We start from the raw sequence: 12,063 nt of genomic DNA, 5'->3' as shown, positions 1-12,063 counted from the left end.
CCGCCAAGACCCATAACAGCGGTGAATGCCCGGTATCACAGAAAACGAAGTTTCATGACGCGGAAAACCGGTCATAACAGCGCCCTGGATGAGGAGCGCGGCATGACTGATCAGACGCCACAGAACTTGGACACGCCCCGCGGGCTGGCCTTCGCCGTCACCGCCTACTTGCTGTGGGGATTTCTGCCGCTCTACATGAAGGCACTGTCGCATATTCCGGCGGCTGAGGTTGTTACCCACCGGGTGATTTGGTCGGTGCCGGTGGCCGGCGCACTGCTGATAGTCCTGCGCCGCACCAAAGATCTGCGCGCTGCGTTGAAAAATACCCGCATGCTCGGCATGGCTTGCATCACCGCGGCGCTGATTTCCGTCAACTGGGGGATCTATGTCTGGTCCATCGCAGCAGGGCGGGCGCTGGATGCCGCGCTTGGCTATTATATCAACCCGTTGTTCAGCATTGCGCTGGGCGCTCTGCTGCTGCGGGAGCCTCTTGGCAAGGCGCAAATGGCCGCCGTGGCGTTGGCCGCGGCGGCGGTGCTGGTGCTGACATTGGAGGCGGGCAGGGTGCCCTGGGTGGCAGTTGGCCTGACCTTGTCCTGGGGGTTTTATGCCTTCTTCAAGAAGTCTCTGCCGATCGGCCCCAACCAGGGCTTCCTGCTTGAGGTGCTGATCCTGCTGGCGCCGGCACTTGGGTATTTCGCATATCTGGCTGCCACGGGCAGCGGCAGCTTTGGTGCCTCTTTGACGGACACTTGGCTGCTCCTGGGCTGCGGTGTGGTGACCGCCGTGCCGCTGATCGTCTATGCCAATGGCGCCAAGCTGGTCAGGCTCTCAACCATGGGAATCCTGCAGTACATTGCGCCGACGATGATCATGCTGGCGGCGGTGCTGCTGTTCGGCGAGGAATTCGGCAGCGCCCGGATGATCGCCTTTCCGATGATCTGGGCGGCGTTGGTGATCTACTCAGTGCCGATGATTCGTCAGATGCGCAAGCGAACAGGCTGAGGGGTTCAATCGGACGGCTGCGCGTCCTCGATCACACCCACAATCGGGCCCATCATGAAACCAGCATCGCTGCGGCCAAGTTCCGGCGCGTGCAGGCGCGAGATATTTCCATCGAAGTAAAGCGCATTGGGCAGCTTCAGATAGTCGCGGAACAGGCTGCCGAACTGGTGAAACGTCACTGCATTGCGCGAGATCGCAAAGACTGCACGGCTGCCATCTGCCGAGGTGCCTACACCGTTGCGGATGTAATAGCTGTCTGAATCCGCCAGGAAGCGCGGATGCAGCTCCCCGTCGATCACCAGCATCGGTCCGGACTGGGTAGCATAGGTGCAGGCGGGCGCTCTGTGTTCGAAATCCAGGGTTTCGAACACATCGGCACGGCGTTCACCGATGCATAGTACCCCGTTTGGCAGCAGGCCAAAGTTGCCTGGACCGGCATTGGTCACCAGCCGCATCGCCTCACCGTTTTCATCTACATACAGGCCGACGGGGGAGCGGTCCGTGTGATACATGCCGGCGTTTGTCGCAAAGGCCAGCGTCTTGCCGTCCTTTGCCAGCGCATCCTCCAGCGAGGAGAAGTGTCCGTAGACCTGGTTTTCGCCATCCTTCAGGAACAGCTGAAGCTGTTCCTGTGCGGCGTCGACTTCGCAGATCGAGTACCGGTTGCCCTCATAGGCCACATCGCTGCACTCGACCGCGCCGGCCGCGGGTGCGGTCCATAGCGCCGTCAGCAGAAATGCGGCCTTGCGGATCACTCTTCCACGTCGCGGCGCACCGCGTCCTGACTCAGCATCCGGCGGGTTTCGTCCATCTGGTCGAAGGTCTCATCCAGCCGGAACCGCAGATCCGGGGTGAATTTCAAGCCCAGCTTCTTGCCGACCATGCGGCGCAGCTCGCTCTTGTTGCGGGCCAGAAGTTTCAATACATCCTCCTGCCCTTTGCCGCCCAAGGGCAGCACAAAGGCAGTGGCGATTTTCAGATCGGGTGAGGTGCGTACCTCGCCCACGGTGATCGACATGCGGTTCAGGTCCGGGTCATGCACATCGCCGCGCGCCAGCACTTCAGAGAGCGAGCGGCGGATCAGTTCGCCGACGCGAAGCTGGCGCTGGGAGGGGCCGGGCCCATCGTGGAATTTGTTCTTTGCCATAGTTCCGATCTATGCCGGATCGCAGGCTTTGCCAAGCGCTGCCCGGCGATGTAGGACAAAACCAGCTTGAACAAGGAAATGGGCCAATGACTCACAAACCAGGGATCGTGATTACCGGCGCATCGGGCCGCATGGGGCAGATGCTGATCAAGACGGTGCTGGAAAGCGACAAGGCCACGCTGGCCGGAGCCGTGGAGCGTGAGGGTCACGATTGGGTTGGCCGTGATGTGGGCGAAGCCATGGGCGGGGCGCCGGTTGGAGTTACCGTGACCTCGGATGCGCTGGAGGCGTTTTCCAAGGCGCAGGCGGTGATCGACTTCACAGCGCCTGAGGCAACGCTGGCGTTTTCCAAGCTCGCGGCGCAGGCCCGCGCGGTGCATGTGATCGGCACAACCGGCATGACGGATGAGCAGATCGCCCAGCTGGAACCGGCATCGCGCCACGCGGTGATCGTGCGCGCGGGCAACATGAGCCTGGGGGTGAACCTGCTGGTGCAGTTGACCAAAAAGGTCGCCGCCGCGCTGGACGAAGATTTCGACATTGAGGTGATCGAGGCCCATCACCACCACAAGGTGGATGCGCCTTCCGGCACCGCGCTGATGCTGGGCGAGGCCGCTGCCGAGGGCCGCGGTGTGAAACTGGCGGATGTACGCGACTCCGGCCGCGACGGGATCACTGGTGCCCGCAAACGGGGCGACATCGGCTTCACCGCCATCCGCGGCGGCGACATCGTGGGTGAGCATGACGTGCTGTTTGCCGCAGCGGGTGAGCGGATCGTGCTGCGCCACCTGGCCACCGACCGTGCGATCTTTGCCCGCGGCGCGCTGAAAGCCGCGCTGTGGGGCCAGGACAAGGGCCCTGGCCAGTACGACATGGTGGATGTGCTGGGGCTTTAAAGTCTGAACGGCGGCCCTGATGGGCCGCTGCCCTTAGGGAGCGTTAGAGCTGGCACCCGCGATTTATCAGAAATCGACAGCGATTCCCTTTTTCTCCCAGTCGCCGTAACGTGCCGGATCAGGGCCATCGCGCCCGCCTAGTTCCTTGGGGCGCGGTTCCTCAGCCTCGGCGGCTTTCCGGCGCTCCTCTGCCTCCGCCAGCGCGCGTTGTGCGGCGGGCGGCAGGTCTTTCTTCACAGGCGCAGTGTCGTCGCTCATCGCGGGTTCCTTTATTCTTTGCGCATGATATACGCCCCTGTCCCGCGTGCACAAGGCGCGCCCTAAGGAGTTGCCCCATGTCCGATGCCAACCACGCCCGCCGCACTGCGGTCTACCTGCTGGATCAGGTGCTGGGAGAGGGGCGGCTGCTGGCGGAGTGTTATGCCGCCGGGGCGCTGGAAAAGCTGGCACCGGAAGACCGAGCCCGTGCACAGCGGCTGGCAGCGGCAACCCTGCGCAGCCTGGAACGTGCCGACCGGGTGCTCAAGAAACACCTGAAGAAATCAACTCCGCTCACTGTCATGAATGCCTTGCGGCTGGGGACGGTGGAGCTGTGCTCGGGCGCCGCCGCGCATGGGGTGGTCAATGCCATGGTGGCGATTGTCTCCAAGCACCGCCGCCATGGGCAGCTCAAGGGGCTGGTCAATGCTGTTTTGCGCAAGGTGGCTGACGAAGGTCCGGCGGAATGGGCCAAACTGCGCACGCCGCGCCTGCCGAACTGGATCCGGAAACCCCTGGTGCAGGCCTGGGGCGCTGAGGTAATGCTGGCCATCGAGGCCGCGCATTTTGCCGGCGCGCCGCTGGATATCACCGGCAAACCCGGTGCTGATCTGGTCGAGCTTGGCGGAGAGGTGCTGCCAACCGGTTCTGTCAGACTCGCCAATGCAGGCCAGGTTTCCGCCCTGCCGGGTTATGAGGCTGGCGATTGGTGGGTCCAGGACGCCGCCGCGTCGCTGCCTGCCCGCATTCTGAACGTCCAGCCTGGTGAACGCGTGCTGGAACTATGCGCGGCGCCAGGTGGTAAGACCATGCAAATGGCAGCTGCCGGAGCACAGGTGACGGCTGTTGATGTTTCGGAGAGCCGGGTTGCCCGGCTCAGGGAAAACCTGGAACGCACCGGGCTGCAGGCGGAACTGATCGTGGGGGACGCGCTGGCGCAGACCGGCAAGTATGACGCCGTGCTGCTGGACGCGCCTTGCTCTGCGACTGGCACTATCCGCCGCCACCCGGATCTGCCGCAGGCCAAAGACGGCAGCGAATTCGGAGAGCTGATTGAGCTGCAGGCGCAAATGCTGGCCCATGCCTGGACTTTGGTGAAACCCGGCGGGCGGCTGATGTTCTGCACCTGCTCGCTGCTGCCGGATGAAGGCGAATGCCAGGTGGAGGAGGCGCTGGACATGTACCCGGAAATGGCCGCAGACCGTGAGGCGCTGACAGTGCCTGGCGTCAATGCGGACTGGATCACCGAGGAAGGCGGCCTGCGCCTGCGCCCGGATTACTGGCCGGAGCGTGGCGGCATGGACGGTTTCTACATGGCCCTTTTGCGCAAATCCGCGTGACCCCGGGGCGTCTCCGGCATTCGCCGGTGACTTGGCCCGAAGCCCGCGCTATGCTCCCGCCAAAACGCCCTGGCACAATCCGGCGTGAGGCAACAGAGCATGTCCACTTATGACAGAATGGCAGGCCGCGGTACCCGCCTGCTGAACCGGTATTTCGCTTGGCGCGCGCGCAGCCAGCCAGCGGCAACCGGTTTTGTCTCGCAGCCGGAGCCACGTACCATTGGCAGCTTTGCCCGCGGGCGGCAGCTAGTTGCGGGCAATCTGCTGTTTGCCGGCTACCTGGTCGAATCGCCAGACACTGGCCTGTGGGAGGTTGCCGCGCCGGACACGGCCTTTGACGCGGAACGGCACGGGTTTGCCTGGCTCGACGATCTGGCGGCTGTTGGCGATTTCAAGGCCCGGCTCAAGGCGCAGAAATGGGTCTGGGGCTGGATCGAACAGCACGGTCGCGGCGGAGGGCTGGCCTGGCTGCCGGACCTGACCGGGCGGCGGGTGATCCGCTGGATCAACCACGCGCTGTTCCTGCTAAGCGGCAAGGATAAGGACGAGACCGAAGCCTTCTATGGCTCCCTGGCGCAGCAGACATGGTATCTGGCGCAACGCTGGCAAGGGGCTGCGCCCGGGCTGCCGCGGTTTGAGGCGCTGTGCGGGCTGATCTATGCAGGTCTTTCATTGCAAGGCCGCGAGGAGTTGGCCGATCCGGCGGTCAAGGCGCTGGCGGCGGAATGCGAGGCCCAGATCGACGAGCAGGGCGGCTTGCCGACCCGCAACCCGGAAGAACTGCTGGAGGTGTTCACCCTCCTGACCTGGGCGGCGGCGGCGCTGCATGAGGCCGGCCGGATGGTGCCGCCTGCCCATATCGCCGCCATCGAACGGATCGCGCCGACCCTGCGCACGTTGCGCCACAGTGACGGCGGGCTGGCGCGATTCCATGGTGGCGGCCGCGGGCTGGAGGGGCGACTGGACCATGCGCTGGCAGCCAGCCATGTGGCCGAGCGCCATGCAGACGGGCTGGCAATGGGCTTTACCCGGCTGTCGGCGCGGCGGACCTCTGTAATCGTGGATGCCTCGGCGCCGCCCACGGGCAAGGCCTCCTATAATGGCCATGCCTCGACTCTTGCGTTTGAACTGACCTCTGGCCGGAGGCCGCTCGTTGTTAACTGCGGGTCGGGCGAGTCCTTTGGGGTGGAGTGGCGCCGCGCCGGCCGGGCGACGCCCTCGCACAGCACGTTGTGCATCGAAGGCCACTCCAGCGCCAGGCTGGCCGCGCCGCATAAAACCACCGGCCATGAGGAACTGATCGAGGCGCCTGATGATGTGCCGCTTGACCTTGCTGAACTGACCGATGGCTTGCGGTTCCAGGGCGGCCACAACGGCTATGCCGCGCATTTCGGCCTGACCCATGCCCGCACCTTGGATCTATCCTTTGACGGCCGCGCCCTGGCCGGGGAGGACATGCTGCTGGCGCTGGAAGATTCGGCCAAGGCCCGCTTTGACAAGGCCAGCAGCAGCAACCCGGATGGTGGTGTCAGCTTTGATATCCGCCTGCATCTGCACCCTGAAGTCGATGCAACCCTTGACTTGGGCGGCGCAGCAGTATCCATGGCGCTCAAGAGCGGGGAAATCTGGGTGTTCCGGCATGACGGCGCCTGCCATCTGCGGCTGGAGCCAAGCGTTTTCCTGGAAAAGACCCGCTTGAAGCCGCGTGCGGCAAAGCAGATCGTTTTATCCGGGCGGGCGATGGGATATGCCACCCGCGTCCGGTGGACGCTCAGCAAAGCGCAGGAGACTGCCATTGCCGTGCGAGACCTGAACCGGGACGAACCCGAGACGTTTGACTGAGCCTTTAAAAGGACCTGCCCTGCCATGACCGACCTTCACCCCGTACGCCGTGCGTTGCTTTCCGTATCCGACAAGACCGGCCTGATTGAGCTGGGCCAGGCGCTGGCCGCGCGCGGTGTCGAGCTGCTTTCGACCGGCGGTTCCGCCAAGGCGCTGCGTGACGCAGGGCTCGCCGTGAAGGATGTCTCCGAAGTGACCGGCTTCCCGGAAATGATGGACGGCCGGGTCAAGACCCTGCACCCGATGGTGCATGGCGGCCTGCTGGCGCTGCGCGACAACGACACCCATGTTGCCGCGATGAATGAGCATGGCATCGGCGCCATCGACCTGCTGGTCGTTAACCTCTATCCGTTCGAGGCCACTGTGGCTAAAGGCGCAGACTATGACACCTGCATCGAGAACATCGACATCGGCGGCCCGGCGATGATCCGCGCGGCAGCCAAGAACCATGCCTTTGTGAATGTGGTTGTGGATGTCGAGGACTATGAAAAGCTGCTGGGCGACATGGATCAGCACGACGGCGCGACCTGCCCGCGTTTCCGCCGCAAGCTGGCGCAAAAGGCCTATGCCCGTACTGCAGCCTATGACGCGGCTGTGTCCAACTGGCTGGCGGGTGAACTGGAATTGCAAGCGCCCAAGCGCCGCGCCTTTGCCGGCGAGCTTAAGCAGACCCTGCGCTATGGCGAAAACAGCCATCAGGAAGCTGCCTTCTATACTGATGGCTCGAACCGCCCGGGCGTTGCCACCGCCGTGCAGCTGCAGGGCAAGGAGCTGAGCTACAACAATATCAACGATACGGACGCAGCGTATGAGCTGGTGGCGGAATTCGACCCGTCCGAAAGCCCGGCCGTTGCGATCATCAAACACGCCAACCCCTGCGGCGTTGCCAAGGGCGCAACCCTGGCAGAAGCCTATCAGAAGGCTTTCGACTGCGACCGCACTTCCGCTTTCGGCGGCATCGTGGCGCTGAACCAGCCGCTGGACGCGGAGACCGCCGCCAAGATCACCGAGATCTTCACCGAGGTGGTAATTGCTCCGGGCGCGTCGGACGAAGCCAAGGAAATCTTTGCCGCCAAGAAGAACCTGCGCCTGCTGCTGACTGACGGCCTGCCGGATCCGCGCAAGCCCATCGTAGCCTACAAGCAGGTGGCCGGCGGCATGCTGGTGCAGGACAAGGATGTTGGCTATGTCGGCATGGACGATCTGAAGGTGGTGACCGAAAAGGCACCGTCTGACGCCCAGATGCAGGACCTGCTGTTTGCCTGGAAGGTTGCCAAGCACGTCAAATCCAACGCCATCGTTTATGTCAAAGACAACGCAACCGTCGGCGTCGGTGCGGGCCAAATGAGCCGTCTGGACAGCGCCAATGTGGCTGCCGCCAAGGCAGGCCGCATGGCTGCTGAACTGGGCCTCGAGGAAAGCCTCGCCAAGGGCTGTGCGGTGGCATCGGACGCGTTCTTCCCCTTTGCGGACGGTTTGCTGGAAGCGGCGGCTGCGGGCGGTGCCTGCGTGATCCAGCCGGGCGGCTCGATGCGCGATGACGAGGTGATCAAGGCGGCCAACGAAAAAGGCCTCGCCATGGTCTTCACTGGCATGCGCCACTTCCGCCACTAAGCAGAGCGACTAAGTCATGGCAGCACGTTGGATGATCTGGGGCGCAGTCCTCTCCTTCCTGGCGGATCAGGCCAGCAAATACCTGGTGATCCACTGGATGGGGCTGGATCAGCGCCACCGGATCGACGTGCTGCCGCCGTTTCTCAATTTCCGCTACGGCGAGAATACCGGTATCAACTTCGGCCTGTTCGGCGGCGGCGACGAGGCCGCCCGCTGGATCCTGATCGGGCTCTCTGTGGTGATCTGCATTGCTCTGGCCGTGTGGTTATTGCGGGGGCAGAGCAAGTCCAGAGGCATGCAGCTGTCAGCCGGCCTTGTGATCGGCGGTGCCTTGGGCAACGTCGCGGACCGGCTGCTTTACGGCTATGTCCTGGATTTCCTCAACACATCCTGCTGCGGCATTCAGAACCCGTTTGTGTTCAATGTTGCGGACATCTTCATTTTTGCGGGCGCAGCGGGGCTAATCTTCTTTGACGGGCGCCGTAAAAAGCCTGCGTAGACCTCGCCAGGCAATTGCGTTAAAAGCGCTGGGAAACAGGCAGGAGTTTGGGGCAATGCGGATCCCGTTCGGAGTGATCGTTCTTGCAGGCGCGCTGGCAGTGTCCGGCTGCGCGCAAAAAGGGCTGCGTGTCCTGCAGAAACCCGGATCCGGCCCCGATGAGTTTTTGATCCTGCCATCCAAGCCTCTGACCGCACCGGACAGTTATGCGGCCCTTCCCGCACCGACCCCCGGTGGCAGTAATCTGACCGACCCAAATCCGAGCGCTGACGCAGTTGCCGCGCTGGGCGGCAAGCCTGGCGCGCTGGTGCCTGCGGCCGGTGTGCCATCCGGTGATGCCGCATTGGTCACCGCTTCCAGCCGGTACGGAGTAGAGGCAGGCGTGCGGGAGACATTGGCCTCGGAAGATGCAAAATTCCGCCACCGCAACCGTAACCTGGGCCGGATCAAGATCGTGCCGGTGGACCGCTACGAGCAGCTGTACCGCAAGCAGAGCATTGATCCCTTCGCAGTCAGCGAACAATTCCGCAAGGCAGGTGCGGCTACGCCCTCTTCGCCGCCTGAAGAAGAGTCCTGAACGCTCACTTTTCCGCCAGCCAATCTTGCATGACGCCAGCGGCGGCGTAGGTTGACAGCAGTCTTTCTGCTGGCAATGGGCGCCGATTTGTGGCTGCATTGACCAAAATGAGCAAAAGAGCAGTAACCGCACCCTGCCGGGCAAGGGCAAACGTGCAAAAATTGGAGGATGCCAGATGATCCCAAGGATCACATTGGCCGCCGCAGCGCTGAGTGCTGCCTTATCCGCCCCGGCACAGGCTGAGGATGAGGCGGTAACCGCGTTTACCTTGGACAATGGCATGGATGTGGTGGTGATCGAGGATCACCGCGCCCCAGTGGTGCAGCAGATGGTCTGGTACCGGGCCGGTTCCGCGGATGAACCGCCAGGCCAGTCCGGTGTCGCCCATTTCCTGGAACACCTGCTGTTCAAAGGCACTGACAAGCTGGCACCGGGCGAGCTGTCTGCAACGGTGCGTGCCAACGGCGGCCAGGACAATGCCTTCACCAGCTATGACTACACCGCCTATTTCCAGCGTGTCGCCGCCGACCGGCTGGAGCTGATGATGCAGATGGAGAGCGACCGGATGACCAACCTCCGCCTCAACGAGGAGGATATCGTCACCGAACGAGAGGTCATTCTGGAGGAGCGCAACCAGCGCACCGACAACGACCCGGTTGCGCTGTTCCGCGAACAGCTGCAGGCGGTCCAGTATCTCAATCACCGCTACGGCCAGCCGGTGATCGGCTGGCGGCACGAGATGGAAAGTCTCGACATGGAGGACGCGCTGTCCTTCTACCGGACCTACTATGCGCCCAACAACGCCATCCTTGTCGTGTCCGGGGATGTGCAGCCGGACGCGGTGAAGGCGCTGGCAGAGAAATATTATGGCGTGATTCCGGCCAATCCGGATTTGCCCGAACGCTTCCGCAGCCAGGAACCGCCGCAAACCGCTGCCCGTCGTCTGACCTTCGAGGACCCGCGCGTGGCGCAGCCATATGTGCAGCGTTCGTACCTGGCCCCCGAACGTGATAGCGGCGATCAGCAGAAGGCTGCGGCGCTTTACTTGCTGGCGGAACTTCTGGGCGGCGGTAACACATCCTACCTGGCAAATGCGCTGCAATTCGACCAGCAGGTCGCAGTCTACACCGGTGCTTTCTATTCCGGCAGCACGCTGGATGATACGTCTTTCACCCTGCTGATCGTGCCTGCAGAGGGCACGGGCATGGAGGCAGCTGAGGCGGCTCTGGACGCCACTATTGCGCGGTTCCTGGAGGAAGGCGTGGACGAAGCCCAACTGGAGCGGATCAAGCTGCAGCTGCGCGCCGCTGAAATTTATGACCGGGACAATGTGAACGGCATTGCCAACCGCTATGGTCAGGCGCTGAGCATCGGTCTGACGGTGCAGGACGTGCAGGAGTGGCCGAAAATTCTGCAATCGGTCACCGCAGATGAGATCATCGCTGCCGCAAGTGAAGTCCTGCGGCCGGAAACATCGGTGACAGGCTGGATGACACGCAGCCAGGAGGTGACCCAATGAACCTGCTGAAGCTTGCCGCCGCTGCGCTGTTCGCCTGGTTCCTGGCGCTGCCCGCCTGGGCTGAAATCAAGATCCAGGAAGTGACGTCGCCCGGTGGCATCACTGCGTGGCTGGTAGAGGATCATACGATTCCCTTCTCAGCGCTCGAACTGCGGTTCCGCGGCGGTACCTCCCTGGACGCGCCGGGCAAGCGCGGCGGGGTCTACCTGATGACTGGATTGCTGGAAGAGGGTTCAGGCGATTTGCGCGCGCAAGACTATGCGCGGGCGCTGGAATCCCTGGCCGCCGAATTCAGCTATGACGCGGACAAGGATTCCGTCTCCATCTCTGCCCGCTTCCTGACTGAAAACCGGGATGATGCGATGGAGCTGTTGCGCCAAACGCTGTTTGAGCCGCGGTTTGACCAGGACGCGCTGGACAGGGTGCGGGCGCAGGTGCTGGCCGGGCTGCGCTCTGATGCCAAGAACCCCAACAATATTGCCGGCCTGGCCTTCGCCAAAATGGCTTATGGCGATCACCCGTATGGCAGCGACGGCAAGGGAACGCTGGACTCGGTTGCCGCGCTCAGCCGGCAGGACATTTTCGATGTCTATGAAGCTGTTTTTGCCCGCGACAGGCTCTATGTCAGTGCAGTCGGTGATATCACTGCCGAAGAGCTTGGGACATTGCTGGACGACCTCTTGGGGACGCTGCCGGATAAGGGTGCGCCGATTCCCGGCCCTGCCGACGTGACGATTGAGGGTGGCGTGACCGTAGTTGATTTCGATACCCCGCAATCGGTGGCGTTGTTCGGTCAAAAGGGTATCGAGCGCGAACATCCGGACTTTTTCACCGCTTATGTGATGAACCAGATCCTGGGCGGCGGCTCTTTTGAAACCCGGCTGATGACCGAAGTCCGGGAAAAACGCGGGCTGACCTACGGGGTTTATTCCTATCTGGTGCCGCGCGATCTTGCGGCCGTCTACATGGGCTCGGTGGCCTCTGCCAACGGCAAGATGGCCGAGGCGGTGGAGGTGATCCGCAATGAATGGCGCCGTATGGCAGAGGAAGGCGTTACGGAGAAGGAGCTGAAGGACGCTCAGACTTACCTGACTGGCGCCTACCCGCTGCGGTTCGACGGCAACAGCCGCATCGCCTCCATTCTAGCGGGAATGCAGATGGATGATCTGCCCATCAGCTATGTGGAAACCCGAAATGACCGCATCAATGCTGTCACTCTTGAAGATGTGAAGCGCTTTGCGGCGGAATTTCTGGATCCGGACGGGCTGCACTTCACCATCGCGGGCCGCCCGGAAGGACTGGAAACCACCAACTGACCCGGACCTAGCGCAAGCAACTGCAGCGCCTGTAGCCTGACACAGCGCGC

Annotated in this window: 12 protein-coding genes; 9 read left to right on the top strand and 3 right to left on the bottom strand. The window is 62.9% G+C overall.

Features of this window, described 5'->3' with window-relative positions:
• Window positions 1-102: 102 nt before the first annotated feature.
• Window positions 103-1,005 (top strand): EamA family transporter RarD, encoded by a 903-nt coding sequence (gene rarD / locus GC1_RS20260; protein WP_029204708.1) that lies wholly within the window; start codon window positions 103-105, stop codon window positions 1,003-1,005.
• Between the two features lie 5 nt (window positions 1,006-1,010).
• Here the strand turns inward: rarD and GC1_RS20255 are convergent, their stop codons facing one another.
• Window positions 1,011-1,760: a phosphodiester glycosidase family protein gene (locus GC1_RS20255; protein ID WP_019295140.1), complete on the bottom strand. Its 750-nt coding sequence runs from the start codon at window positions 1,758-1,760 to the stop codon at window positions 1,011-1,013.
• Window positions 1,757-2,152, bottom strand: a complete 396-nt coding sequence (rbfA, locus tag GC1_RS20250) for a 30S ribosome-binding factor RbfA (RefSeq protein ID WP_019295139.1) — start codon at window positions 2,150-2,152, stop codon at window positions 1,757-1,759. The genes GC1_RS20255 and rbfA overlap by 4 nt, the downstream gene beginning before the upstream one ends.
• 86 nt (window positions 2,153-2,238) lie before the next feature.
• Between rbfA and dapB the strand changes: the two genes are divergently transcribed.
• Window positions 2,239-3,048, top strand: a complete 810-nt coding sequence (gene dapB / locus GC1_RS20245) for a 4-hydroxy-tetrahydrodipicolinate reductase (protein WP_019295138.1) — start codon at window positions 2,239-2,241, stop codon at window positions 3,046-3,048.
• 66 nt (window positions 3,049-3,114) lie between these two features.
• On the opposite strand, the gene GC1_RS20240 is transcribed toward dapB, so the two are convergent.
• A complete protein-coding gene (locus GC1_RS20240; RefSeq protein ID WP_019295137.1) occupies window positions 3,115-3,306 on the bottom strand; it encodes a DUF1674 domain-containing protein in 192 nt (63 codons plus the stop codon).
• Window positions 3,307-3,383: 77 nt separating this feature from the next.
• On the opposite strand from GC1_RS20240, the gene GC1_RS20235 reads away from it, so the two are divergent.
• From GC1_RS20235 to GC1_RS20205, 7 genes are all read left to right on the top strand, one after another.
• Complete coding sequence (locus GC1_RS20235) at window positions 3,384-4,646, top strand: RsmB/NOP family class I SAM-dependent RNA methyltransferase (RefSeq protein WP_019295136.1); 1,263 nt, start codon at window positions 3,384-3,386, stop codon at window positions 4,644-4,646.
• A gap of 99 nt (window positions 4,647-4,745) precedes the next feature.
• Window positions 4,746-6,488, top strand: coding sequence for a heparinase II/III family protein (locus GC1_RS20230; RefSeq protein WP_019295135.1), 1,743 nt, complete (start codon window positions 4,746-4,748; stop codon window positions 6,486-6,488).
• A gap of 24 nt (window positions 6,489-6,512) precedes the next feature.
• Window positions 6,513-8,102 (top strand): bifunctional phosphoribosylaminoimidazolecarboxamide formyltransferase/IMP cyclohydrolase, encoded by a 1,590-nt coding sequence (gene purH / locus GC1_RS20225; protein WP_019295134.1) that lies wholly within the window; start codon window positions 6,513-6,515, stop codon window positions 8,100-8,102.
• 16 nt (window positions 8,103-8,118) lie between these two features.
• On the top strand, window positions 8,119-8,601 hold the full coding sequence (gene lspA, locus GC1_RS20220) for a signal peptidase II (protein WP_019295133.1): 483 nt from the start codon (window positions 8,119-8,121) through the stop codon (window positions 8,599-8,601).
• Between the two features lie 55 nt (window positions 8,602-8,656).
• A complete protein-coding gene (locus tag GC1_RS20215; protein ID WP_019295132.1) occupies window positions 8,657-9,178 on the top strand; it encodes a DUF3035 domain-containing protein in 522 nt (173 codons plus the stop codon).
• Window positions 9,179-9,353: 175 nt separating this feature from the next.
• On the top strand, window positions 9,354-10,697 hold the full coding sequence (locus GC1_RS20210; RefSeq protein ID WP_019295131.1) for a M16 family metallopeptidase: 1,344 nt from the start codon (window positions 9,354-9,356) through the stop codon (window positions 10,695-10,697).
• A complete protein-coding gene (locus tag GC1_RS20205) occupies window positions 10,694-12,013 on the top strand; it encodes a M16 family metallopeptidase (protein ID WP_019295130.1) in 1,320 nt (439 codons plus the stop codon). The genes GC1_RS20210 and GC1_RS20205 overlap by 4 nt, the downstream gene beginning before the upstream one ends.
• Window positions 12,014-12,063: the final 50 nt, after the last annotated feature.

The sequence above is a fragment of the Leisingera sp. ANG1 genome (genome assembly GCF_000203975.2).
GTDB lineage: Bacteria > Pseudomonadota > Alphaproteobacteria > Rhodobacterales > Rhodobacteraceae > Leisingera.
Note: the sequence above shows the minus strand (reverse complement) of the source record. Positions and strands in the feature narration are given on the sequence as shown.

Bases quoted from the DNA above. Each gene is read 5' to 3' on its own strand.
- GC1_RS20210 (WP_019295131.1), top strand. From the start codon at position 9,354: ATGATCCCAAGGATCACATTGGCCGCCGCAGCGCTGAGTGCTGCCTTA.
- rarD (WP_029204708.1), top strand. From the start codon at position 103: ATGACTGATCAGACGCCACAGAACTTGGACACGCCCCGCGGGCTGGCC.
- GC1_RS20240 (WP_019295137.1), bottom strand. From the start codon at position 3,306: ATGAGCGACGACACTGCGCCTGTGAAGAAAGACCTGCCGCCCGCCGCA.
- purH (WP_019295134.1), top strand. From the start codon at position 6,513: ATGACCGACCTTCACCCCGTACGCCGTGCGTTGCTTTCCGTATCCGAC.
- GC1_RS20205 (WP_019295130.1), top strand. From the start codon at position 10,694: ATGAACCTGCTGAAGCTTGCCGCCGCTGCGCTGTTCGCCTGGTTCCTG.
- GC1_RS20215 (WP_019295132.1), top strand. From the start codon at position 8,657: ATGCGGATCCCGTTCGGAGTGATCGTTCTTGCAGGCGCGCTGGCAGTG.
- GC1_RS20230 (WP_019295135.1), top strand. From the start codon at position 4,746: ATGTCCACTTATGACAGAATGGCAGGCCGCGGTACCCGCCTGCTGAAC.
- GC1_RS20235 (WP_019295136.1), top strand. From the start codon at position 3,384: ATGTCCGATGCCAACCACGCCCGCCGCACTGCGGTCTACCTGCTGGAT.
- rbfA (WP_019295139.1), bottom strand. From the start codon at position 2,152: ATGGCAAAGAACAAATTCCACGATGGGCCCGGCCCCTCCCAGCGCCAG.
- dapB (WP_019295138.1), top strand. From the start codon at position 2,239: ATGACTCACAAACCAGGGATCGTGATTACCGGCGCATCGGGCCGCATG.
- lspA (WP_019295133.1), top strand. From the start codon at position 8,119: ATGGCAGCACGTTGGATGATCTGGGGCGCAGTCCTCTCCTTCCTGGCG.